Here is a 24,890-nt window from a genome sequence, read left to right as displayed (position 1 = left end):
GTTTGCGGTTTGCGGTTTGCGGTTTGCGGTTTGCGGTTTGCGGTTTGCGGTTTGCGGTTTGCGGTTTGCGGTTTGCGTCCGGTCACGCAGCCTGCACATGACACGCCGGACCGGCAGCGCGCGCGATAGCGGGCCGGGCCGGACCTGCGCAACAGCATGCCGCGCCCGGCAACGAGCACGCGGCAACGCAAGCTCGCCCGCTCTCCGGCATGCCGCCCGAAGCCTCCTCGCCCGGATGCCGCTCGCGACCGTCAGCGGCGCGCGGCGGACACCGCCGCGCCCGCATCGACAATCCCCGCCCCCGGCGGCAATGCGAGGCAGGACGTCGCGGTCGACGCGTGCGGTGAAGGCCGCGCCGTGTCCTTCAGGATCTGCGTGACGCGAGCCGGCGTCAGCCGCGGATTGACCGCGAGCATCAGCGACACGATACCGCTCACCTGCGGCGCGGCGAAGCTCGTGCCGCTCGCGCTCGCATAGGTGTCGCCGGCCGGGCTCGTCCTGCCGGCATCCGTCGTCGACCAGACATCCGCGCCGGGCGCGCTCAACGTGATCGACCCGCCGTGATTGCTGTCCCACGCGCGCCGGCCGGTGCGGTCGCTCGATGCGACCGACACCACGCCCCGGCAGTTCGCCGGCCGCGACTGCGCGGCGGGGCGTCCGTCGTTACCGGTGGACGCCACCACGACGGCACCGCGCGCGATCACGTCGTCGATCGCATCCTGGAACGTCGAACCGCAGGGGCCGTCGCCGCCGAGACTCAGGTTGATCACCTTCGCCGGATGAGGATTGTCCGGCACGCCGTCGACCGGAAGGCCCGCCGCCCAGCGTATGCCGTCGGCGACATCGCTGGTCGCCCCGCCGCACTTGCCGAGCACGCGAACCGGCAGGATTCGGCCCTGCCAGCTGACGCCCGCGATACCGATGCCGTTGTTGGCGACGGCGCCGATCAGACCGGCCACGCGCGTACCGTGCCAGCTGCTGACGATCGGCGTCGCCGCGCAGCGATAGTAAGGACTGCCGGGATCGTCCAGCTCCTGTTGCGTGACCCAATCGCCCGGGTCGCTCGCATCCGGCCCTCGGCCGTGACCGTTGTTCGCAGTGGCCAGGCTCGTGACGAAGCTGTAGCCCGGCAGCAGGTTGCCGGCCAGATCCGCATGCGGCCGAGATCCGGTATCCAGGACGGCGGTGACGACATCGGGCGAACCGGTCGTGATCGACCACGCCCGCGGCATCCCGATCCCGCCGTCCGGCTCGAAGAAATTCCATTGACGACCATAATCGGGATCGCCGGGCGCGGCGTGGATCGACAGACGCCGGTCCGGCTCCGCGTGCCGTACTTCCAGTTCGCTCGCGAACTCGGCGGCCAGCGCCTGCGCGCGCTCGATCGGCATGCGCTGCTGCAACGACACCACGACCGCGCCGCCCGACATCGTGCGGCCGACGCGCATCGCTAGCTGGCCCTCACGCGCCGCGCCGCCGCGCGTTGCCGCACCCTGCGCGTTCCAGCGCGCCGCGACGCGTCTGACGAGTCCGTCAACGCGCGAATCGGCTACAGCCGGCACAACGGCTCGGCGATCCCCTCGCGGATGCAGACCGACGATCAGTTGATCGACGAACGCGTCCTGCCCGGCCCGCACGCCGAACGTCGCGGCCAGTGCATCCGCCTGCCGGTCGTCGCACACCAGCGGCGGCGACGGCGGCAACGTGCCGGTCGGCGGCGGCTCGGCGCCGTGCTCGATACCGGGCGGTGGCGTAGCGGGCGACGCCCCGTCGCCGTCTCCCCCGCCGCCGCAGCCGTAAAGCGCGAACGGCACGAGCACGAGCATCGTCCCGGCGAGCGAGCGACGCCAGTGGCGAGGAATCGGATTGCGGTCAAGGAATCGAGGTGTCATATCGGGTTTCTTCCGTGGCTTTGCAACCGCAACGACAGCCCGCTACACGGGTGTCGTTCCAGTCGCGATTGTTCGACGCGCCGTACATTTACTCAGTACAACGATTGATCTAGAGCGGTAGGCGGACCTCGCGAGGCGCGCTTCATCGATCCGCGGGTTACCGTTCGACGCAGCGAGTACGTCGTGAAGCGCGTGCCCGGTGCGTGGGGTCCACCGCCCTGACGCAGCGACAACGCGCCGGACCTCCGGCGTAGAGCCGCGTGCCGAAACGAAAGCGACACGTCCTCACGCCGTGGGATAAAACGCCGGTCCGTGCATTCATTGCATGAATGCCGTAAAACGCGGGCGAAACATCACCGGAAAAAGCGATTCGAATTTGAAAAGGACAGGACACGCGGCGCGACGACATGCAACTCGCCGGCCTGTTTCGGAGTCGTTTTTTCGGCTGCTTTATCATGCGGGCGCCCTGAATGATTCAATGGCGTCGCCCGCGCATGATTTGCGTGAGCTCATGACAGCGGCGGATTGCGCACCGACGTCCAAGGTCAGCCCGCATTATCGGGAACCGGCTCCACGCGAGATATAGGACGCGTCCTAAATCAATCCTCTCCACGCGCACTCAAAGCGGGTCGGATCTCACGCGGATCGCTGAAAAGCAGGCGGATTCATCGCCAGGGACCGATGGAGCGGCCTGTACGCCATCGCGGGTATTGATACTCGTACTTAGTCGAAACTGCACTACGACCCTCGTGCCGACGCCGCCTCGGCAGCGCCGTTGCCGTCGATCCGGCTGCGTCGCCAGGACAACGCACGGCCGTGTTCACGCCGATTAGAATCGCCCTTCGGGCGCCAATATCGACGACGTCTTGCCACCCGCATTAAGAATGCAGATAATGCGTGGCATTCTCGAATCCGCATTAATTTTTATAGTAATTTCTACATCACCATTTAAATAGACCGGCAAATATTACGGATGGGATCCAATATAAATCCCATGCTTTGCCAGCCTTCAAAATATCCATTACTCTAGCCGCGCTTTCACCCGTAAAAGCAGCGACGCTGGTTCGCGTGGTGTGAAAAGGCTACGACCGAGGGGTCCATGGACGACAAGTCGACATTCGCGGAAATGCCTCGCCCGGGCGGTGCCGCGCCGTTTTCCGCCCAGGCTCTGACATCGAGCGCGATGCAAATGGCGGGACAGGCGAGCCCCGTGATCGGCAAGATCGCGCCGACCGCGTCCGCCGTGATGCAGGCGCTCGCCGCCGGCGGCAGTCCGATGCAGATCGCGTCGTCGATGGCGTCGCCCGCAGCCGGCATGCTCAATCCGCTCGCGGGCCAAGCCGTGTCGCTGGCTTCCGGCGCGCTGCACGGCGCGCCCGCGACCCCGCCTGCCCTGCCGGTCGACGATCACCCTTTCGCCGGCCAGTCGCTGACCGACCTCGCATCGGCCCCGCAATTCTTCGTGCCGGGCACGAATCGGAACCCGGCCGCGGCGGGCGCCGCCGCGCTGCCGTTTACGGAAACCACCCGCCTGCTGCGCTTCCAGTCGTCGCTGAGCGGCGATCGGGCCCTGTCCATCGCCGCGATCAGCGGCGGGGAATCCCTGTCCGAGCTACCGTCCTATACGCTCGAACTGATCTCGCAGAATCCGTCGATCGATCTCAAGGACGCGCTGAATCAGGCGGTCACGGTATTCATTTCGCTCCAGGACGGCTCGACGCGCCCCATCCACGGCTATCTCGCCCGGTTCGGCTTCGAGCGCGACGACGGCGGCATCGCGCACTATCGCGGCGAGCTGGTGCCGTGGCTGTGGTACCTCGGCAAACGCGTCAACAGCCGGATCTACCAGCAGGTCACGGTGCTCGACGTGCTGCGCAAGGTGTTCGCGGACTACGGTGCGATGGTGGACTACCAGACGCACGTGCTGGCCGAACTCCAGGCCGAGGACTACATCGTCCAGTTCCAGGAAAGCGATCTGGATTTCGTGAGCCGCCTGCTCGAGCAGCAGGGCCTCTTCTACTACTTCGAATACCGGCCGGACGGCCACACGCTGGTCATCGCCGACGATTCGCCTCATTCGGTCTGCTGCCCGGTGCAGGCACACGACCCGAGCGTCATCTACAACGTCGCGAGCGGCGTGCAGGCGCAGGACCGGCTGACCGCGCTATCGGCCAGCCGGGAGACGCAGCCGGCCGTGGTGGCGATGAACACCTACAACTACAAGCACCCGAAGAGCCGGCCCTACGTCGAGCTTCCGACGCTCGCCGACCAGGGCAATGCGCCGAAGCTCGAGGTCTACGACGGCAATTCGGCGTTCGCCTACAAGGACAGCGCGGCGGGCGAAGCGGAAGCGAAACGGCGGCTGGAAGTGTTCGAGTGGCAGGCCAAAGTGTTCCACGGCCGCGCCAACTGCCGCGGCCTGACGGTCGGCCGCACCTTCAGGATCGACGGCCATTACTGGTTCAGCGCGGCCAAGCAGGGCGACAACGAATTCCTCGTCGTCGGGCTCAGGCTCGCGGCCAGAAACAATTTCGGCGATGCGGCCCAGCCCGGCAGCTTCGACAACGAACTCACGCTGATCCGCCGCAAGATCCCCTATCGCCCCGTGCGGCGCCATCTCAAGCCCGTGATGCCCGGCCCGCAGACCGCCATCGTCGTGGGCCTCAAGGGGCAGGAGATCCACACCGACGAGATGGCCCGGATCAAGGTGCAGTTCCCGTGGGACCGCTACGGCAAGAACGATCAGGGCAGTTCGTGCTGGATCCGCGTATCGCAGCCTTGGGCCGGGCGCGGCTGGGGAACGGTCGCGATCCCGCGCGTCAACCAGGAGGTCATCGTCGATTTCCTGAACGGCGATCCGGACCGCCCGATCATCGTCGGCCGGATGTTCAACGCCGAGCAGACCCCGCCCTACAGCCTGCCCGACGGCGCCCATCAGATGGGCTTCCATAGCAACTCCACGCCCGGCGGCGGCGGCTTCTGCGAGATCGTCATCCACGACAAGAAAGGCTCGGAGCTGGTCAACATCCACAGCCAGAAGGACATGGCGACGACCGTGCAGAACAATCAGGTCACGGTCGTCAACGGTCCCAACCAGACCAACATCGTCACGCAGGGGACGCACGCGAGCGTCGTGCGAAAAGCGATCTCCGTGCAGTCGCAGGACGAGCACATCCAGCACACCGCCAAAACCGCCGTCATCCTGCACGCGCAGGAACAGCACATGGCGCTCAAGGCCAAGGGGCCGGTCCAGGTCGAATCCGACACCGCGCATGTTCACGTGAAGGGATCGCAATCGATCATCCTCGAATGCGGCAAGGCCAGGATCACCCTGTCCGCCGACGGCACGATCATTCTCGACGGCACGCAGATCGTCGCGCTCGGCTCGAACAGCGTGGACCTGAATCCCGACGGCGCGACCGGGCCGACGCCTCCCGGCTTGATCCCGGTCGTCGATCAGGCCGCCCCTTCGGCGGACGCGCCCGCGGGCGGCGGAGGGGGCGGAGGGGGCGGAGGCGGAGGGGGCGACGCGCCCGCGCCGCGCGGCCATCCGCCTGCCCATGCGAAAAAAGGACACCCGAAGCCCGCACCGAACCAGGTGAAGACCGGCCTGGGCCACCAAGTCGATGCGCTCGCCGCCAAATCGCCGACGCTGCAAAACGACCTGACGACCTTGCAGAAGAAAGGCTGGCAGATCAAGTACGGCACGGCCGGCGGCGGCTCGTTCGCGAACCGCGACAGCAAGCCGCCGACCATCGTGATCGACAGCAACGAAAAGGGCAATCCCGACGCGGAAGTCCAGACGCTGTCCCACGAGGCCGGACACGCGCTCTACCCGTACAAGGCGGATCTGAGCAGCAAGAGCAACTACGTCAACGGCGCGCTGGCGGACGAAGGCGCGGCGACGCTCAACAACATCAAGGTGCAGCGCGAGATTCTCGCGAGCGGCGGCCCGGACATCCAGATCGCCGGCAACCCGGCCAACGGCGCGGCCTACAATGCCGCGTACGACCAGTTCCTGAAGGACGGCAACGCGAGCGCGGCGCGCACGGCCATCGGCAACGTCTTCGGCACCGGCGAAACCGCGTCGAAACCGGTGGGCGGCAAGTTGGTCAACTATCAAACGTACTACGGCGACTGGTATGACAAAAATGTTCCGACTCACTGACCGCCGGCCCGCGTCGATGCTCGTCGCCGGCCTGTTGCTCACCCTGTCGCTGGGAATGATTCCGAATCGCTCGGAAGGATCGAAGATCATGCAGAAAACCGTTCAACTCAACCTGTGGCAAGTCATCGACCAGATCGGCGCGCGCCAGCCCATCCGGCGGGAGCCGGTCGAGCAGCTGCTGCACACGAAGCTCGTGTCGAGCGATGCGAGCAATCCTTACTTCACGTTCTGGAACAACCACGCCGACGGCCCGATCGCGCTGCACGACGGCACCCAGATCAAGGGCGTCGAGCTGCGCACCGGCAACGACGACGCAAGCGCGCCCGGCGCACTGACGCTGACGCTGGCGGGAACCTGCGTCAGCCGGCAGGACGTCAAGGCCCGCTTCGCCGGGATCACGCTCACCGGCGCGCCGACCGGCCAGTCTCTCGACGAAGAAACGACATTCTCGACGCCGACCTCGTGGGGCGAGCTGGTGTTCGGCTTCGCGGAACGCAACCCCGATTGCCTGTCGAGTATCGGTTTCGGCGCGAAGCCGGAATAACGGACTGCCTTCGTTCGGCTGCCGGGCGGGCCGGACGATCCGGCGGCATGCCGCGCGCAGGATGCGCGCCGCGCCATCCCGAACCGGCCCACGCGAAGCCGCTCGCATGCACGGCATGCTGCATCAGCATGAGCGCGAAGCCGATCGCCAGCCGACCGGCCGCCGTCCGCATGCGCGGCCGACGGGCAGGTACCGCGCAGCCCCGCCGCGGCGTCCCCCGAGGCGCGCCGCCGGCCTTGCGCGACACCGGCGGCGCCCGCGCTTCGCGGCATCGCCTCCCGACGCGCCGGGACGCCGTGCATCGCAAACGCGGAAGCGCCCGCACATCGCTAAATGGAAGGAAACGGTATGACGGCTTATCGACTGCACGAAGGACGCGTGACCCTGCCGGCCGGCTGGCGCGACAAGACCATGAACGTCTTCCATCTGCCCGATGACGCGGGACGCAAGGACGTGGCGTTCGTGGTCACTCGCGACTACGACACGCCGCTGGACGACGTCGCCGCGTATGCCGACGCGCAGCAGGCCGCCTTCAAGAAGCAGTTTCCCGCCTACAAGCCGCTGCTGCGAGAGGCGATCACGCTGGACGGCCTGCCCGCGCTGATGCTCGAATACCAGTGGCGCAGCGACAAGTCCGTGCTGCGGCAGCGGCAGGCGATGGTGCGGCTCGACGATGCGATGCTGGTCTTCACGCTCAACGCGCGCACGGAAGATTTCGACCGGCACATCCCCGCGTGGGAGTCGATCCTGGCCTCCTTCAAGCACCTGCCGCCCGAACCCGAGCCCGTCGAGGCGCCGTCGCTGGTGGCGACCGGCGTGCTGCCGCATGTCTTCGCACTGTCCGGCAAGACCCGCGTCCTGCACGTCTACCCGAACGCCGACGCCGCCGTCGCGGCCGTCGATGCGCAGGAAGTCGAAGACCATCATTGGGTGTTCTTCGCGAGCGACGGTTCGCCGCTTGCGGCGAAGATCACGCAACGCAGCCGTCATGGCCTCTTCAAAGCCACGGGCCGCTACGAGCTGCATCCCAATCCCGCCGACCCCGGCCTGCGGCTGGCCCATCGGCTGAACGCCGTCGCCGGCGTCGAGGGTTCGCCGCCCTTCGCATCGATCCACGACATCGCGTCGTACATGAACCGGCTGGCCGGGGCACGCGCCCCATGAGCGGCGCCGAAGCGGCGCTGCGCGCCGCCCGGATGGGCGACGAGATCGCGCATGGCTGGGGGCTGCTGGCGATGGTGGCGGGCGCCGTGGTGGGCGCCGTGGTGGCGGCCGCGATCATCACCGCCACTGCGGCGACGGGCGGGCTCGCGCTCGTCGCCATCATCGGCGGGTGCGTGGCGGGAGGCGGGCTCGCCGGCGGTTCGCTGATGCGCGGCATACAGAAGGCCGCGAACATATCCGGTCCAACCACCGGCATGCTCCAGCGCGGTTCGCCGAACGTCACGGTCAACAGCCGCACCGCGCTGCGTGCGGGCATCGACTCCGCGGACGAATGCAACGGCCTGCCGTTCAATCACTTCCCCAAGCCAAAAACCCTCATCGCGCAGGGGTCCCGTACCGTCACGGTGAACAGCATGCCGATGGCCCGGCTCTCCATGAAAATGGAGTGCGGCGCCGTCATCAAGAACGCCAGCGACAACGTCACGGTCGGCGGAGAAACGGTGACGGTCGTCCCGATCCACGACACCGAGGAGATGGTCGAAACGGCGCTCGAGGTGCTCGGCTTCGTCGCGCTCGGCGCGGCCGGACTCGGCGCGCTCGCGGCCGGAGCAGGCGCCGCCGCACTGTTCGTCGGAACCGTGATCGGCGCGAACGTCGGCTTGAACGCGCTGCATTCGTGGGGGGAATCGCTCGGTCCGGGCTACGGCGACATCATGGTCGGCGTCGCGGGATTCGCGTTGCTGGGGCTGGGCGCGAAGAGCGCCGACACGGAAGCCGGGAAGAATGCCGTCGACGTGCTGAACCGCACCAAGGTGGAGGTCGAGCCCGGCACGCTGGGCGCCAACGGCGGCAACGTGCGCGTGACGACCGAAGGGATTCCGCGCACGCTGTACAACCAGCTGCGCGCGAAGACGCCGAGCGCGCGGATACAGAGCATGGTCAACGAGAACTTCACCCCGGGCATGGACGATCCCGCGCTCCCCGGGTTGACGATCGACAAGTCGCTGCATGCCGACCATATCGTGTCGATGAAGGAAATCACCCAGATGCCGGGCTTCAAGGATCTGAGCTTCGACAACCAGGTGAAGGTGCTGAACAACCCGGACAACTTCACGGGACTCAGCGAGACCGCCAATACCTCCAAGGGATCGAAGTCCTTCGCCGAATGGACGGAATACAAGAAAGGCGGGATCCAGGTAGACGAAGGCTTCAGGCAGCGGATGATGCAGCAGGAAACCGAGAACCGGTCGATGCTGCAGCAGCAGATCCAGGATCTGCTCGGTCAGCAGCAGTAAAATGTTTCGATCAACGGACTTCAGGTGACAGGCAATGATGGAGCTATCGAGCAAGACCTATGCAGCGAAGCTGCAACGCTTCAGGAAGCAGGGGCAGGTATGGCTCACCCCCGGCGAGATTCCCGCCGACGTCCAGGTGCCGACCGCGTGGCTCGCGCTGCTGGACACGCCGACCGACGCGCTCGGCGACTGGCTCGCGAAGATGTGGTCCGGCGCCATCGAGCGACTGCCCGCGGTGGAGCAGTTCTTCCGGGAGAAATTGCAGCGGCCCGCCGTATTCCGGCAGGAAAACGGCGATCTCTGCCTGCTCTATGCATTCACGATCGAGCAGGACGACGTGAATTTCTTCGTGGGCCATCTGCCGCTGGGCGATCTGGTGTCGGACGACATGCCGCTCTGGCGCGCCTTCCCCGACGATCTCCGCCACTTCTACCAGCATGTGCACAACGGCTGGACGTTCTTCCCGGCGAATTCGATGGGGCCGCTGCCGATCGGCGATCAAAGCGCGCTGACCGACAAGCTCGATCTGTCGCCGTCGGAACTGAAAACGCTCGGCGTGAATCCCGATCTCGTCTGGCCGGTGTTCCACAACGGGGCGGGCGACTATCTCTGTCTGGATCTGCGGGAGAGCGCGGGCGACGGCAGCGCGGCGGGACGCATCTGGTGGCACGAGGAGCCGACCGAACTCGAGGCGGTCGACTTCTGGGCGGTGATGAACGCGTGGATCGAGATCTTCGTCGAGGAAGCCGACAAGCGCTAGCGCGCGCGATGCGCCCCCTTCGATGAAAAAACCCGCCGGGCGCAGCGCGCGCGGCGGGTAACGCGATACCGGCGGTTCGTCAATCGCCGTCTTTCCCTGGATGGGTTAAATCACACGCCCGCCAACGGCACCGTCAGCGACGTGCCCGCCGGATCCAGCCTCAACTCCGTGCCCGGCGTCGGGCGCAGCGTCGCCTCGTAGTCGCTCGACAGCACCACCAGGCCAAGACGATGGCCCGCCTCGAGCGTGTAGTCGCGCGGCATGAAGGTCAGTTGCAGATCGTACGGCATGCCCGCGAGCACCGGCTGCGACCACCACAGCGACGCGCGGTTGCGCGGATCGGTCCACGCCCGCGTCACGATCGACACCTTGCCGTCGGGCCCGCGATCAACCAGCAGCGCGGTCACGTTCGCCGCCGCCGACAGCGTGACGCGAACCCGGGCGGTGGCGGTGCCCGAGATGCGGCTCGCGGTGGCGAGCGGCGCGGTCTCGAAGCGGCCGCGATGCTCGCCGCTGTCGGCATTCGCCAGCGTCAGCGCGCGAATCTGCGCGTTGTCGGTGAACGTCACGATCGGGCCGCCCGTCGGATAGCGCAGCAGCGCGCCGTCGCGCGAACCGTCGCCGCCCGCGAAGTACGTCACCGGCCGCGCGCCGCGCGCCGGCCACTGCGCCTCCTTCAGCAGCGTGCCGTCGGCCTGCTCGATCACCGCGCCCGGATCGCGCTCGACATCGTTCGCATAACCCAGCAGGTAGCGAGTGAACCAGCGGTTCACTTCCGCCGGCCACGCGTCGGCAAACGCCGGACGGCTGCGCGGATCGATATGCTGCGCGCGGTGCAGCCACAACTGCGCGGGCACGCCCTGGCGCCGCATCGCCTGATACCACAGCGTGGACTGGTCGACCCGGACGTTGTCGTCGGCGAGCCCCTGCGCGATCAGCGCGGGCGCCACCGCGAGCGCGGTCGGAATGTCGCGCGCCGCCCAGAACGCGGAATAGTCGCCCGTCGTGCGGTCCTCCCGCTTCAACGCCTGATCGATCAGGTACGTGCAGCGCTCGGGATGCGCGTTGGTCAGCAGCGCCTTGATGTAGACGTCGACGTCCTCGCCCTGATAGCCGTCCGGCGCGCGCACCAGCCCGCCCGAGCGGTAGTAGCCGTACATGTTGGTCAGGCCGGCGATCGGCACGATCGCGTCGAGCCCCCGGGTGCGCAGGCTCGCGACCATCTTCGGCAGCGTGCCGTCATAGGACACGCCGTACATCCCGACGTGTCCGGTCGACCAGCTGGCGACGATCGGCTTGCCCGCCGCGTCCTTCGCGCTCGCATCGCGGCCGAGCCAGCGGATCACCGAGGCCATCGCGACCGATTCGTCGCGCGTCAGAATGGTCGGACAGCCGTCGGAGCCGGCCGTGCCGAGCGAATCCGCATAGACGACGGTGAAGCCGCGCTGCACGAAATAGCCTTCTATCCACGAGCGCGCCGCCGCGGCCACCTCGACCTGCTGCTGCAGCCTCGACTGCGGCGCGGCGATCGCGACCCGCGCGCGGTCCGACGGCGGATGCGGCGTGCCGTCCAGCTCGACGTCGACATCGTGATTCGCGCTATCGGCGAGACCGTTGTAGTACGGGCTCGCGAGCACGATGACGGGCGTGCGCGCCCCGCTGTCGGTTTCGGTCGGCCGCACGATGCGCACGTGGATCCGGTCCTTGACGCCGTCGCCGTCCGAATCGACCGGCGTATCGACCCACGCCTGTTCGGTGATCGTCGCACCCGACAGCGACGGCTGCACCTGTCCGTCCTTGATGACGGGACGATACTTGCCGCTCGACAGATCGGCGTACGGCACGCCCGACGGCGAGTGCCGCGGCTTGCCGGCCTGCGCGCCCGCGGCGGCGGACGCCGTATCGCCCGGTCTCGCCTGCGAGAGCGCCGACGCCACGCCGCCCGCCGCGCCATCGTCCCCGCCGCAAGCCGCCAGCAGCGCGGCGGCCGCGATCGCGGCGAGCCATGGGCGCGCCGCTTCCTTTGCATGAAGCTTCATGGAATTCCCCTCCTGATCGTCGATATGGACCCCGCGCGATCGTGCCGCGCGGGATGCGTGAGACGGGTGTGTGCCGGTGATCCGCGAGGTGCGCCCCACCCCGTCGCATGCGGCGAGGGCACGGCAGCCGCGCCCGGCTCCGGCTTCCCTTAACTTCGACCTCGCGGCGGCGGGCCGTCGCTGCGACGGTCCACCGCCCGTCGCGCTTACTGCGCGGCCGACGAGACCGCTGCGCCGGCGTCGAGCAGCCCCGCGCCGCACGTGCTCGTCGTGCAGCCCGAGCCGCTCGGGAAACGCCGCGCGGTGGCCTGCAGCTTCTGCAGAACCTGCGCGGGCGTGAGCGCCGGATTGACCGCGAACATCAGCGCGACCGTGCCGGCCACGTGCGGCGTGGCCATGCTGGTGCCGTTGTAGCTGGCATAGCTGTCCTGCCCCGGCGACTTCTTGCCGGCGTTCAGCGTCGACAGGATGCCGACGCCCGGCGCGGAAATCTTCACGGCCGCGCCGTAGTTGCTGAAGCTCGCGCGCTTGCCGTTGCTGTCGGTCGCGCCGACGGTGATCACGCCCTGGCAGTTCGCCGGCTGCGTATTCGCGACCGACGCGCCGTTGTTGCCCGCCGCGACGACGACGGCCGCGCCCTTCGCCGTCACTTCGTTGATCGCGTTCTGATAGGTGCGGCTGCAGGTGCTCGCGCGGCCGCCGAGGCTGAAGTTCAGCACCTTGGCCGGATACGGGTTGGCCGGCGCGCCCGGCACCGACAGGCCCGCGGCCCAGCGCATGCCGTCCGCGATGTCGCTCAGCGTGCCGCCGCATTTGCCCAGCACGCGCACCGGCAGGATCTTGCCCTTCCAAGAAATGCCCGCCACGCCGTCGCCGTTGTTCGTGACCGCGCCCACCGTGCCCGCCACGTGCGTGCCGTGCCACGAGCTGTCGCTCGGATAGGTGTTGCCGTTCTGATCGACGTTGCACCGATAGAACGGCCCGTTCGGATCGTCCACTTCCTGCTGGGTCAGCCAGTCGCCCGGATCCGACGCATCCGCGTCGCGGCCGCCGCCGTCGTTCGCGCCGTCCACATCGGTGATGAAGTCGTAGCCCGGCAGCAGGTTCGCGGCGAGATCCGCATGCGGGCGATAGCCGGTATCGACGACCGCCACCACGACCTTGTCGGAGCCGGTCGTCACATCCCATGCCTGCGGCAAGTTCGCGCCGCCTACCGGGTTGAAGTAGCCCCACTGCTCGGAATAGCGGGTGTCGTTGGGGGTGAGAAACGCACGCATGCGCGCATCCGGTTCCGCGTATTCGACGGCACCGTCGGCCGCGAAATCCTTAGCGAGGGCCTCGGCTTCCGCGGCCGTGACGTGCCGCTGCAGCGACAGCACGGTCGCGCCGCCGGACATCTCGCGTTTCACGCGCACGCCGGCGGCCGGGTCGGCCGCGTTGCCGGGCGCCGCCGACGCGCCCGCGCCGAACGAGCGCGCCGACACCCGGCTCTGCCGTGCCGCGAGCACGCGGTCGATCACGCCCTGGATGCCCGTCGGGCCGCTGCCGCCGCTGGCGGCCGACGCGGCATTGCGCGCGGCCAGCGAGGCCGGACGCAGCTTGACGATCAGCTGATTGACCCCGCCCGCATTCGCCGGCGCGGCCGGCTGGCTCGCCACGTCCGCGTGAACAGCCGGCGCGGCGACGGCCAGCGCGGCGGAAAGGCAAACGGCTTGAAATGAAGCAGTACGAATTAATCCAGACATATCCCCACTCCAGAATGAAAGTATGAACAGAGTGAATCGGAGACGCGGCACAGGCGCGGCCTCTTTGCTGCCATTCCAACGCGCACGGCGGAGCCGCCGGTCCCGAGCGAACGGAACCGGATCAACGATGCGTTGCCGGAATACGGGATACGGAGGATCGAATCGCCCGGCCGCGCGGGCCGGACGACTCGTCTTCCGTCAGATCATCGCGGCCGGTGCGGATCGCGATCCTCTCGGCCTGGTTTGCTCTCTCAGGTTCTACCGGCAGGCGCCGACGCGTCAGGCGCGCAAGGCGGCCACGAGCAACTCGACGCCGCCCATGCGCAGGGGCACGCTGCATGCCCGCCCCTGCTTCGCCACCTTCGCTGCGTATCAATCACGCCTGCGCATCTTGTTCAATGCCTTGCCGCACTGCTTCGGGCCCTCGTGATATCCGTCCGCCGCGTGGCCCTCACGCAGTGGACGTGATTCTCTGAATTAGTATTTCTAAATAGGTGCCAGCCTGACCGAAAACCGATTGCCGCCCCCTGCCGCCCACCGGTGCGGATCGCGCTGCCCGGTGCGTTTCGGTCAGGTTTCGCGGAGCTTGTTTCTTTCCGCGAGCTTGCACAAAGTTATCTTGCTGAAATGCTCATGTCAAACATTTTTAGATGAAATCAAAAAAAGTTAGACGATAAGAACCGAGAAGCGGAAAAACCTCCGGCATCGGCTCCGATCGCGCCCTTTCGCTCAACGTGCCTGATGTGCCGCGAGCCGCCTGCAGCAAGGCGTCAACGCGTTGCGTCGAGTGCTTGGCGTGACGGGTTTCCGGTATTGCGTCGTGAAACTCCGCCCGGACGCGAACCGCGCCGGGAATGCTTGGAGAACGCCCGGGAAAGGTTCGATTATCGACGTTGTTTCTCCCCGGAAAATGACGGTCACCCTCCCGGCAGCGTGGATTTTTCATTTCAACATGCCGACATAAAATCGCATTTCGAAACGGTTTTAAAGACGGTTTCGACGATCGAATCAATCATCGGCGAGATTGCGTCCGGGAGCCTGCGGGAAAATGGATGGCTTTCGGTGCGTGCGGCAATGGCGGGAGTCATCCGTCATCCGCCGTGTGGAACGGGCGATGCCGCGCGCGCTCCATCCGGTTCGCCAAACCCGCAGCCACGAGTACGGCCACCGCCGTCACACGCTCATGAGCGCGCCCCGATCTCCGTCGACGAAAGTGCCGCTCCAGTCGCTCACGCGTCACCCCGCCGGCCCGGCAGCCGATCGCCCGTTGAAGAAAATTCAACGAGCCGTCGAACAGACTTCGTTGGACGGCTGTCCGCCCGCGTTCGAATAATGCTCACGCGGTCACGGAACGACGCTTCCGCCGCCCGCCGATGCACCCCACGCACGGCGGCACTGCGATACCCCGGAGGATTTCTCATGAGCAACAAGGTCGACTACACCCGGATTTCGATCAAGACTCCCGAACAAATCGCGATGCTGCGCGCCGCCGGCCGCATCGCCGCGCAGGTGCTGCAGGATCTCACCCCGCATGTTCAGCCCGGCGTGACGTCCCGCCAGATCAACGACATCGCGCACGATCTGATCGTCAACCGGTACCACGCCGAGATCGACCGCGAAGACCTGGCCGGCTACGATTCGAGCCGGTATGCCTGCATCTCGATCGCGCACAACGAGAACGCGTTCAGCGGCGAGCCGAGCGACATCCCGCTGCGGCGCGGCGACCTGTTCGGGGTCGACGTCAGTATCAAGAAGGACGGCTGGTGCGGCGACACGCAGCGCATGTGGATCGTCGGCGAGGAGACCAGCGCGCAAGCGCGCCTGCTGATGGCGGTCGGCTATCAGGCGATGTGCCTCGGCATCAGTCTCGTGAAGCCGGGCGCAAAGCTGCAGGACATCGCGGCGCGCGTGCAGGATTACGTCGAATCGTTCCGCTTCTCGATGCTGCGCGTGCCGAGCGGCACCGGGCACTCCACCGGCCAGGTGCATGCGGACGGCTGGCTGATCCCGTACTACCGGAGTCCGGTCAACGACGGCCGGGTGCTCGAGAAAGGCATGGTGATCACGGTCGAGCCGTTCATCTGCGCGGGCAGCGGCGACGGCATCCGCCTGCCGAATGCGACGCGCGCCGCGCAGACGGCGGACAAGTCGCTCGCGGTCTACTGGGAGCACGTCGTGGCCGTCACCGACGACGGCTGCGAAGTGCTCGACCTGCGCGACGGCGAGGACGTGACGTTCCACGACGCCGCGCATCGCTGACGCGCGACCCGAGCGGCGGCGCGCGATCGGGACTGCGCATGCCGCGCGCCGAGTGCCGCGCGAAAGCGGACACCCGGCCGCTCGCCATCCGCTCCGCTACGCGGGTTCGCCGGCCGCCGCCCGCTCGTCGGCCAGCCATCGATGCAGGCGGCGGATCGCGGCCTCGCGCGGATTGCCTTCGTGCCACACGAAGAAGTAATCGAGATGCGCCGGAATGCCGACGTCGCCGACGCGAACCAGCGCGCCGCCGCGCAGGAATGCGTCGGCGACGCGCTCGCGGATCATCGCGATCCCCAGGCCCGCGAGCGCGGCACTCAACAGCGAGGCCGCATCGGCGAAGCTCGGCCCGGGTCGCGGCTCGCCGTATTCGAGACCCGCCGCGACCAGAAACTCCTCCCACGAACGCGACGCGAAGTGGAGCAGCGGCGCGGTGGCGAGCATCGCGTTGGCCGGCTCGCCGTGGGCCGACGCGAACGCCGGGCTGCACACGGCGATCACGCGGTCTCGCGCAAACGCTTCGGAACGGAAGCCGCGCTCGCCGACCCGTTGATGCCAGATGCCCGCGTCGACTTCGTAGGGATCGGGCGGCGTCAGTCCGTGATGAAGGGTCAGCGCGAGGTCGAGGTCCGGATGCGCGTCGGCGAATGCGGCGAGCCGGGGAATCAGCCACGCGTGCGCGAAGTCCGTCATCGCGCTCACGCTGAGCTGCGTTCTCGCCGCGCCGCCCGGCGCCCGCGCCTCCTCCAGCGCCGCGTCAATCTCGTCCAACCCGTGCCGCACGCGCGCGCCGAGGCGCCGGCAAGCGGGCGTCGGCTGCATCTCCAGCCCGACGCGGATGAATAGCGTATGCCCCAGCGCCGCCTCGAGCTGCCGCACCTGATGACTGATCGCGCTATGCGTGACGTGCAATTCGGCGGCGGCCAGCGTGAAGCTCCGATGGCGGATGGCGGCCTCCAGCGCGCGCAGCGCCGCGAGGTTCGGTCGAAGTTTGGCTTTCAATGGCAATCGGTCCGGTGAATGAGTCGCGCAACCCGGAGTGTGCCCCTGAAACGAAATCCGTATCGCACATCGGGCGGCACCGGACGAGGCGCGGACGAACGAAATCGGCCAGCTTCGTTATTCTTTGGAAATACATTCGTCATGCAAATGAATGAATCGGGCGCCAGAATCAACAACGCCGACGCATGTCGACGGCCTGGCGGCGACACGGTCCCTTGCACTTGCCTGTCCCGGCTTTCAAACAGGACACTCTCGCGTAACAAAGCGAAATTATCGTCGCGGCAACGCTTGCAATCCGATACGGCCGTGAAGGCCGCCTGCCCGCGCCCCATCGTTCAACTCCGGAGACAGTCATGCAGACGCCGGCCATTCGGCTTTTTGCACGCCTTGCGCTATTCGCCGCGACGACCCTGGTCGCCGCGTGCGGCGGCGACGGCGTATCCTCGGATCCCCCGCCGCCCGCGAAAGCGGCATGCGGCGGCAGCGCCGTCGCCACCGCGCGCATGAGCTGTCCGCCGGGCTTCGTCCCGCCCGCGTCCTGACACCCGACATTCATCCAGGTCCTTCGCATGGTCACCCATACCCGCCGCGATTTTCTGAAGCTGTCCGCCAGCCTCGCAGGCGCGACAGCCGCCACCACGCTGTTCCCCGAATCGATCCGCAAGGCGCTCGCGATCGAGCCGAACTCGGTCACCGGCACGCTCCAGGACGTCCAGCACATCGTCGTCTTCATGCAGGAGAACCGCTCGTTCGATCACTACCTCGGCCACCTGAGCGGCGTGCGCGGCTACAACGACCGCTTCCCGGTCACGCTGCCGAACGGCCGCCCGGTCTGGTTCCAGCCGCGCCAGGAAGACCCGACGAAGGTGATCGCGCCGTTCCGCTACGACACGACCAATCCGGACGTCAACGCGCAATGCATCGGCGGGCTGCCTCATACGTGGAGCACCACGCACGGCGCGATCGACAGCGGCCGGGCCGGCAAGTGGGCCGCGCAGAAAACCAACATGACGATGGGTTATCACGAGCGCGCGGATATCCCGTTCCACTACGCGCTCGCCGATGCGTTCACGGTGTGCGACCACTATTTCTGCTCGATTCCCGGCAACACGCACCCGAACCGCATGTACCTGATGACGGGCATGGTCGATCCGCTCGCAACAGGCGGCGGTCCGCTGCTCGACAACACCGACTACATCGACAACCCGTTCGACAGCATCAAGCTGCAGCCCTTCAACTGGACCACCTACCCCGAACGTCTCGAAGCGGCCGGCATCTCGTGGCAGATCTACCAGCAAGGCACCGGCTTCGACAATTTCACGGGCAACTACGGCACCAACATGCTGGCCTGCTTCCGGAACTTCGTGAACGCGCCGGCCGGCTCGTCGCTGTACAACCGGGGAATGAGCACGCGCACGCTGACGCAGCTGAAGGCCGACGTGCAGGCCAACGCGCTGCCGCAGGTGTCGTGGCTGCTGCCGCCCGCCGCGTACTCGGAGCATCCGAAGTTCACGCCGCTCTACGGCGCCAACTACATCGCGACGATCCTCGATGCGCTGACGTCGAACCCCGACGTGTGGAGCAAGACGGTGCTGTTCATCATGTACGACGAGAACGACGGCCTGTTCGATCACGTCGTGCCGCCGCAGGCGCCGACCCTGCCGGGCTCGGGGCTGAGCACGGTGGATATCTCGCTCGAACGGCACACCGTCGTCACCGCGACCCAGAAGGGCACCTATACCGCCGACAATCTGCCCTACGGCCTCGGGCCGCGCGTGCCGATGACGGTCGTGTCGCCCTGGTCGAAAGGCGGCTTCGTCTGCTCGCAGGTGTTCGATCACACGTCGGTGCTGCAATTCATCGAGAAGCGTTTCGGCGTGATCGAAACCAACCTGTCGCCGTGGCGGCGCGCGATCTGCGGCGATCTCACCGCCGCGCTGGATTTCTCGAAGCAGGACCCGACCGTGCCCGTGCTGCCCAGCACCCGGACCTACGTCGCGCAGGCCGACATGCAATGCGCGCGCTCGACCGCGCAAAGCGCGCCGGCCAGCACCGCGCAGCAGGGGGTGAGCGCGCAGGAGCCGGGCACGCGACCGGCTCGCCCGCTGCCGTACGAACTGCACGTCAACGGCCAGTTGCAGGCGCAGGGATATGCGCTCAGCTTCGCGAACACCGGCGCGCAAGGCGCGCACTTCTGGGTCTATACCGGCGATCCGACGGCGATGCCGCGCCGCTACACCGTCGAGGCCGGCAAGCAGCTGACCGACACGTGGGCGCTCGACGCGAACGGGAACTACCGGGTGAACGTCTACGGTCCGAACGGCTATTTCCGGCGCTTCGCGGGCTCGGACGCCGCGGACGCCGACGCGAAACCGGACATGACGACCTGCTACGACGTCGCGAACGGGCATGTCTATCTGACGCTCGCGAATACGGGCACAGCCGCGCTGACGGTGACGGCGACCGATCTCGCGTACGGCCAGCCCGCGCGCACGCTGACGGTGCCGCCGGGCAAGCGCATCGAAGCGCACTGGGACCTGTCGTGCAGCAGCCAGTGGTACGACCTGCAAGTGACGGTCGCGGGCAACGCCGCATGGCTGCGCCGCGTGGCGGGCCACGTCGAGACGGGCAAGCCGAGCATCACCGACCCGGCCGCCACCACGCCCGTGACGACCGCGATCTAGCCGGCGCGCGGCACGGCCTCGACGGGGCCGCCGCGCGCGGCGCCCCGTCAATCGCGGTTCGCCTGCAGCACCGTCAGCGCGGTCATGTTGACGATCCGGCGCACCGTCGAACTCGACGTCAGGATGTTTACCGCCGCGTCGACACCCAGCAGGAACGGCCCGACCGCCACATTGCTGCCCGCTCCCGTCTTGAGCAGGTTGTACGCGATGTTGCCCGCGTCGACGTTCGGGCACACCAGCAGATTGGCCACGCCCTTCAGCCGCGACGTCGGCAGGATGCGAAGGCGCAGCGCCTCGTCCAGCGCGCAATCGCCGTGCATTTCACCATCGATCTCCAGATCCGGCGCCTGCTCCCTGACCAACGCGAGCACCTCGCGCATCTTCGCGCCCGACGCCGAGCTGCCGGAGCCGAAGTTCGAGCGCGACAGCAGCGCGACCTTCGGCGACAGATTCAGCCAGGCCATCTGCGCGGCCGCCGCGAGCGTGAACTCCGCGATCTGCTCGGCGCTCGGATGGTCGTTGATGTGGGTATCGACCAGCGCGACCGTGCGCTTGTCGAGCAGCAGGATATTCATCGCCGCATAGGTGCGCGCGCCGCGCCGCTTGCCGATCGCCTCGTCGACGAAGCGCAGGTGGTCGTGATACGCGCCGACCGTGCCGCACACCATGCCGTCCGCATCGCCGAGCCGCACCATCATCGCGCCGATCAGCGTCAGCCGGCGGCGCATCTCGACGCGCGCCATCTCCTTCGTGATGCCGTCGCGGCAGCGCAGTTCCCAGTAGGTGGTCCAGTACTGATGGAAGCGCTCGTCGTATTCCGGGTTGGTGACCTCGACGTCTTCGCCGAGCCGCAGGCGCAGCCCGAATTTCTCGATGCGCGCGAGCAGCACTTCCGGGCGGCCCACCAGGATCGGGCGGGCCAGCTTCTCGTCGACGATCACCTGCACCGCCCGCAGCACCCGCTCCTCCTCGCCTTCCGCGAACACGATCCGCGCCCGCCCGCCGTCCCGCACGAACTGCTTCGCGGTGGCGAACAGCGGTTTCATGAATGCGCCGGAGTGGTAGACGAACTGCTGGAGCTGATCCGCGTACGCGTCGAAATCGGCGATCGGGCGGGTCGCGACGCCGTCCTCGATCGCCGCCTTCGCCACGGCGGGTGCGATCCGCACGATCAGGCGCGAGTCGAACGGCTTCGGGATCAGGTACTGCGGACCGAACGACAGGTCGTACGCACCGTACGCGGCGGCGACCACGTCGTTCGGCTCCTCCTCGGCCAGCCCCGCGATCGCATGCACGGCGGCGATCTCCATCCGGCGCGTGATGGTGGTCGCGCCGACGTCCAGCGCGCCGCGAAAGATGTACGGAAAACACAGCACGTTGTTGACCTGGTTCGGATAGTCCGAACGGCCCGTCGCGATCACGACGTCGTCGCGGACCGCGTGCGCGGCTTCCGGAAAGATCTCCGGCGTCGGATTCGCGAGCGCGAGAATCAGCGGACGCGCGCCCATCGTCGCGAGCATCGGCCCCGTCAGCACGCCGCCGACGGAAAGCCCGAGGAACACGTCCGCGCCCTCGATCACCTCGGCCAGCGTGCGCGCGGCGGTGTCCTGCGCGAAGCGGGCCTTGTCCGGGTCCATCGCGGCCGTGCGCCCCCGGTACACCACGCCTTCCACGTCGGTCGCCCAGATGTTCTCGATCGGCAGGCCGAGATCGACCATCAGGTCGAGGCACGCGAGCGCGGCGGCGCCCGCGCCGGAGGTCACGACCTTCACGTCCGAGATGGCCTTGCCCACCACCTTCAGGCCGTTGATGAACGCGGCGGACACCGTGATCGCGGTGCCGTGCTGGTCGTCGTGGAATACCGGGATCTTCATCCGCTCGCGCAGCTTGCGCTCGACCACGAAGCACTCGGGCGCCTTGATGTCCTCCAGGTTGATCCCGCCGAAAGTCGCCTCGAGGCTCGCGATGATGTCGACCAACTTGTCCGGGTCGGTTTCGGTGATCTCGATGTCGAACACGTCGATCCCCGCGAACTTCTTGAACAGGACCGCCTTGCCCTCCATCACGGGCTTCGACGCGAGCGCGCCGATGTTGCCGAGGCCCAGCACCGCCGTGCCGTTCGTGATCACGCCGACCAGGTTGCCCCGGCTCGTGTAGCGGAACGCCTGGAGCGGGTCCGCGGCGATTTCCTCGCAGGTGGCCGCCACGCCCGGCGTATAGGCCAGCGCGAGGTCGCGCTGCGTCACGAGCGGCTTGCTCGCGGCGACCGAGATCTTGCCCGGGGTCGGAAACTCGTGATATTCCAGCGCGGCCTGGCGGTCGGTCTTGTTCATATGCTCCCCATCATGTCCGTGCGCCGGGCCTGTCCCGGCGGCCATCGATGGAGCCCATTCTAGGCAGCCGCCATAAGCGTTCCATTTTGAATTAGTATGGGGCCATCATTTTTTTGTAATGACCTGGGCTCGCGCATCGTGGCATTCGATACGGACGACATGACCCGGCGCCTGAACGCGCGCCTGAAAATGCGGCATCTCGCGCTGCTGCTGCAGATCCGGCAGCACGGATCGCTCACGCGCGTGGCCGAGCACGTGGCGAGCAGCCAGCCGGCCGTCACCAATGCGCTGGCGGAACTGGAAGGCCTGTTCGGCGGCCCGCTGTTCGACCGCTCGCCGCGCGGCATGATCCCGACTGCGCTCGGCAACGTCGTGCTCGCCCGCGCGCAGGCGATGCTCAACGATCTCGACCATCTCACCCGCGACATCGAGGCCGTGGTCGCCGGGCACGCGACGCGGCTCCAGATCGGCGTGATTCCGTTCATCTCCGGGCGGACGCTGGCCGCCGCGATCCGGCACACGCAATCGCGGGTGACGCAGCGGCTCACGATGACGGTGCACGAGGGCACCAGCGAAGCGCTGATGGCGCAGCTGCGCGACCATACGCTCGACATCGTGATCGGGCGAGCCTCGTCGGCCATCGATCTTTCCGATCTGCATTTCGAGGTGCTGCACCGGCAGAAGCCGCGCCTGATCGCGAGCCGGCGGCTCGCCGCGCGGCTCGCGCGCGGCCGCCTCAACTGGCAGAAGCTCGTCGAACTCGACTGGATCCTCGGCGCGCCGCATACGCCGATGCGCGAACAGATCTCGGATCTGTTCCTGCACGCCGGCGTCGCGCCGCCCGTGCCGATCGTCGAGAGCTATACGTCGCGGCTGATCGGCGAAATGATCGTCGCGAACGAGGATGCCGTCTCCATCGTGCCCGCCGACATCGCCGAAGAGCTCGTGCATATCGCGGGCGTGGCGATCGTTCCGTACACGCTCGACTGGGCGCTGCCGCCCGTCGCGATGTTCACGCGAGCGGGCGTGCTCCGCGACGTCGACACGGTCTTCGCGCAGTCGCTGCGCGCGCTGTACCAGGATCAGGAAACGGAAGCCGGCCGGCAAGCGTGACGGCGCCGGCCCGTGGCGGCGCAACGATGCCCCGCTATGTCTCGCCGAGGACGAGCCGCGCCTCCAGGCCGCCGCTTTCGCGATTGCGCAGCGTCAGCGTCGCACCCATCGCCTGGGCGAGTGGCCGCGCGATCGCGAGGCCCAGCCCCGTCCCGCCCGTCGCGCGGTTGCGCGAACGCTCGATGCGGTAGAACGGCTCGAACACCGCGTCGAGCCGTTCCGGCGGAATGCCCGGCCCGCGATCCCGCACCGAGATGACCAGCGCGCCCGTCGCTTCCCGCGTCAGGTCGATGGTCGCTTCGCCCGCGAACTTCAGCGCGTTGTCGACGAGGTTGCCGACCAGCCGCCGCAACGCATTGGGCCGCGCGATCGCGGTCACCCGCAGCCGCTGCCCGAACGACACCGGCGAGCCGGCGTCGACGTAGTCGTAGACGAGGCTGTCGAGCAGCGCGTGCAGGTCGGTGCGGCGCGCTTCCTCGGTCACGCCGTGCATGGTGCGCGCGTAAGCCACCCCCTCCTTCACGAGCGTTTCCATGTCGACGAGATCCTGCCGCAGACGGACGGCCTGCGCGCCATCGTCCATCGTGTCGACACGCAACCGCATGCCCCACGTTGCGCACGCCGGCGTCGATCTGGTGAACGGCGCCGAACGATGTCCCGCCGCCGGTGTCGGGGTTGTCCGGCGCGGCGGCCGGCGATTGTGCGCGAGCGACGCGGCTCGGACCCAGATCGGCGAGGCTGACGCTCGCGAGCGTGGTGCCGAGGATTCGACGGCGCCGAAGATTGACGGAGTCCGACATGACCCATGTCTCCTTGTTTCGGATGCTCGGGAATGGCCGCGCCGGAATGGGCGGGGCCTAGGGAAACGCGCTTCGCTCGCGGCGGCGATCCATCGCTCCGCGTGCAGCGGGTAAAGCGCGTGGTCGGATTGATAGCCGAGCCGGCCGGGCGGCTTGTATCTCAATGTATCTGCTCGCACCCGCTACACATGCCGAGTCAAAACTCGGCGTGTTTCGGCGCCGGGAGGCGCGTCGTACTCGTGGAGAACGGCTTGTTTCCGGTGGGGAACACCGTCGGGAAGGGACAAGCCCCCCAATGTCGCGCCACGCGATCGATCGCCGCGAGCGTGCGGGATGGCATCCTGAAGAAAGTCGGCGGCACCGAACAGCTCGGTGCGAGACCTGTCGCCCGTGTGTCAGGCACCGCGGCATGAAGGAGATGAATCGCGCCGAACCTCCGGTTCCGCGGCCGATGGACTCGCGCATCGGAGCAGCACGGCGATCCCGCTCGATGGGACGAGCGGCGTGTCGAAGGGGTTTTCAGCACCGGAACCGCCGGCTGCGCGGCGCAACGCCGGTGGTCCGACCGCCGCCGTCATTCGACGGCGATCACGGCATCATCCGCCAACCCGCTCGCACCGACGCCCGGCAAGCCGCCTCACCATCCGGACTGCGCCGGAATCGAGTCGACCGAACCGGTCGCGAGCGCCAGCGCCGCCGCCGACGACAACGCGCCGCTATAACTGTCCGCATACGCGTTCTTCGCCGCCAGCAGCTGATTCTGCGCAAGCAGCGCGTCGGTCACCGAACCNGCGTCGACCGAACCGGTCGCGAGCGCCAGCGCCGCCGCCGACGACAACGCGCCGCTATAACTGTCCGCATACGCGTTCTTCGCCGCCAGCAGCTGATTCTGCGCAAGCAGCGCGTCGGTCACCGAACCCGCACCGTGCCGATACGCGTCGAAGGCCGCGTCGTAAGTCGTCTGCGCGGCAGCGAGCAGCTCCTTCGCGGCAGCGTGCGCGCTCAGGCTCGTTTGCAACGTGTTCTGCGCACCGACGATCTGCCGCACCGCCTCCTCCCGGCTCCTGGCGAGCCGGGTCGACGCGCTGTCCGCGT

General features: G+C 67.6%; 13 protein-coding genes and 2 pseudogenes. 8 read left to right on the top strand and 7 right to left on the bottom strand.

The window, feature by feature from the left end; genetic code table 11:
- Nucleotides 1–251: 251 nt before the first annotated feature.
- Nucleotides 252–1,826: a S8 family peptidase gene (locus RZR99_RS30090; protein WP_323123413.1), complete on the bottom strand. Its 1,575-nt coding sequence runs from the start codon at nt 1,824–1,826 to the stop codon at nt 252–254.
- A 1,165-nt stretch (nt 1,827–2,991) separates the two neighbouring features.
- Here RZR99_RS30090 and tssI point away from each other — a divergent pair.
- From tssI to RZR99_RS30065, 5 genes are all read left to right on the top strand, one after another.
- Entirely contained in the window at nt 2,992–6,060 is a 3,069-nt protein-coding gene (gene tssI / locus RZR99_RS30085; protein WP_323123412.1) for a type VI secretion system Vgr family protein, read from the top strand.
- Entirely contained in the window at nt 6,044–6,604 is a 561-nt protein-coding gene (locus tag RZR99_RS30080; protein WP_323123411.1) for a hypothetical protein, read from the top strand. Before tssI ends, RZR99_RS30080 begins: the two co-directional genes overlap by 17 nt.
- 348 nt (nt 6,605–6,952) lie before the next feature.
- On the top strand, nt 6,953–7,768 hold the full coding sequence (locus RZR99_RS30075) for a DUF1795 domain-containing protein (RefSeq protein WP_323123410.1): 816 nt from the start codon (nt 6,953–6,955) through the stop codon (nt 7,766–7,768).
- The gene (locus tag RZR99_RS30070) at nt 7,765–9,063 is read left to right on the top strand and encodes a PAAR domain-containing protein (protein ID WP_323123409.1); all 1,299 of its coding nucleotides are present in this window, start codon (nt 7,765–7,767) and stop codon (nt 9,061–9,063) included. The genes RZR99_RS30075 and RZR99_RS30070 overlap by 4 nt, the downstream gene beginning before the upstream one ends.
- Nucleotides 9,064–9,097: 34 nt before the next feature.
- On the top strand, nt 9,098–9,823 hold the full coding sequence (locus tag RZR99_RS30065) for an SMI1/KNR4 family protein (RefSeq protein WP_323123408.1): 726 nt from the start codon (nt 9,098–9,100) through the stop codon (nt 9,821–9,823).
- Nucleotides 9,824–9,933: 110 nt separating this feature from the next.
- Here RZR99_RS30065 and RZR99_RS30060 read toward each other — a convergent pair whose 3' ends face one another.
- Nucleotides 9,934–11,862, bottom strand: coding sequence for a Xaa-Pro dipeptidyl-peptidase (locus RZR99_RS30060; RefSeq protein WP_323123407.1), 1,929 nt, complete (start codon nt 11,860–11,862; stop codon nt 9,934–9,936).
- 206 nt (nt 11,863–12,068) lie between these two features.
- Nucleotides 12,069–13,607, bottom strand: a complete 1,539-nt coding sequence (locus tag RZR99_RS30055) for a S8 family peptidase (protein ID WP_323123406.1) — start codon at nt 13,605–13,607, stop codon at nt 12,069–12,071.
- Nucleotides 13,608–15,026: 1,419 nt separating this feature from the next.
- Here RZR99_RS30055 and RZR99_RS30050 point away from each other — a divergent pair.
- Nucleotides 15,027–15,866: a M24 family metallopeptidase gene (locus tag RZR99_RS30050; protein ID WP_323123405.1), complete on the top strand. Its 840-nt coding sequence runs from the start codon at nt 15,027–15,029 to the stop codon at nt 15,864–15,866.
- A 96-nt stretch (nt 15,867–15,962) separates the two neighbouring features.
- Here the strand turns inward: RZR99_RS30050 and RZR99_RS30045 are convergent, their stop codons facing one another.
- On the bottom strand, nt 15,963–16,865 hold the full coding sequence (locus tag RZR99_RS30045; protein WP_323123404.1) for a LysR substrate-binding domain-containing protein: 903 nt from the start codon (nt 16,863–16,865) through the stop codon (nt 15,963–15,965).
- 569 nt (nt 16,866–17,434) lie between these two features.
- Here RZR99_RS30045 and RZR99_RS30040 point away from each other — a divergent pair.
- Nucleotides 17,435–19,549, top strand: coding sequence for a phosphocholine-specific phospholipase C (locus RZR99_RS30040; RefSeq protein ID WP_323123403.1), 2,115 nt, complete (start codon nt 17,435–17,437; stop codon nt 19,547–19,549).
- Nucleotides 19,550–19,596: 47 nt separating this feature from the next.
- Here RZR99_RS30040 and RZR99_RS30035 read toward each other — a convergent pair whose 3' ends face one another.
- On the bottom strand, nt 19,597–21,882 hold the full coding sequence (locus RZR99_RS30035; protein WP_323123402.1) for an NADP-dependent malic enzyme: 2,286 nt from the start codon (nt 21,880–21,882) through the stop codon (nt 19,597–19,599).
- Between the two features lie 138 nt (nt 21,883–22,020).
- Here RZR99_RS30035 and RZR99_RS30030 point away from each other — a divergent pair, with 138 nt between their 5' ends.
- Entirely contained in the window at nt 22,021–22,995 is a 975-nt protein-coding gene (locus RZR99_RS30030) for a LysR family transcriptional regulator (protein WP_323123401.1), read from the top strand.
- A gap of 34 nt (nt 22,996–23,029) precedes the next feature.
- Here the strand turns inward: RZR99_RS30030 and RZR99_RS30025 are convergent.
- Nucleotides 23,030–23,599 (bottom strand): annotated as a pseudogene (locus RZR99_RS30025) (sensor histidine kinase); the annotation flags it as partial.
- A 992-nt stretch (nt 23,600–24,591) separates the two neighbouring features.
- A pseudogene (locus tag RZR99_RS30020) lies at nt 24,592–24,890 on the bottom strand (TolC family protein); the annotation flags it as partial.

It is taken from the genome of Burkholderia alba, from assembly GCF_034721475.1.
GTDB classification, from domain to species: domain Bacteria; phylum Pseudomonadota; class Gammaproteobacteria; order Burkholderiales; family Burkholderiaceae; genus Burkholderia; species Burkholderia alba.
Note: the sequence above shows the minus strand (reverse complement) of the source record. Positions and strands in the feature narration are given on the sequence as shown.

Coding starts and splice junctions, on each gene's coding strand:
- RZR99_RS30090 (WP_323123413.1), bottom strand. CDS start 1,826: ATGCTCGTGCTCGTGCCGTTCGCGCTTTACGGCTGCGGCGGCGGGGGA.
- tssI (WP_323123412.1), top strand. CDS start 2,992: ATGGACGACAAGTCGACATTCGCGGAAATGCCTCGCCCGGGCGGTGCC.
- RZR99_RS30080 (WP_323123411.1), top strand. CDS start 6,044: ATGTTCCGACTCACTGACCGCCGGCCCGCGTCGATGCTCGTCGCCGGC.
- RZR99_RS30075 (WP_323123410.1), top strand. CDS start 6,953: ATGACGGCTTATCGACTGCACGAAGGACGCGTGACCCTGCCGGCCGGC.
- RZR99_RS30070 (WP_323123409.1), top strand. CDS start 7,765: ATGAGCGGCGCCGAAGCGGCGCTGCGCGCCGCCCGGATGGGCGACGAG.
- RZR99_RS30065 (WP_323123408.1), top strand. CDS start 9,098: ATGATGGAGCTATCGAGCAAGACCTATGCAGCGAAGCTGCAACGCTTC.
- RZR99_RS30060 (WP_323123407.1), bottom strand. CDS start 11,862: ATGAAGCTTCATGCAAAGGAAGCGGCGCGCCCATGGCTCGCCGCGATC.
- RZR99_RS30055 (WP_323123406.1), bottom strand. CDS start 13,607: ATGTCTGGATTAATTCGTACTGCTTCATTTCAAGCCGTTTGCCTTTCC.
- RZR99_RS30050 (WP_323123405.1), top strand. CDS start 15,027: ATGAGCAACAAGGTCGACTACACCCGGATTTCGATCAAGACTCCCGAA.
- RZR99_RS30040 (WP_323123403.1), top strand. CDS start 17,435: ATGGTCACCCATACCCGCCGCGATTTTCTGAAGCTGTCCGCCAGCCTC.
- RZR99_RS30035 (WP_323123402.1), bottom strand. CDS start 21,882: ATGAACAAGACCGACCGCCAGGCCGCGCTGGAATATCACGAGTTTCCG.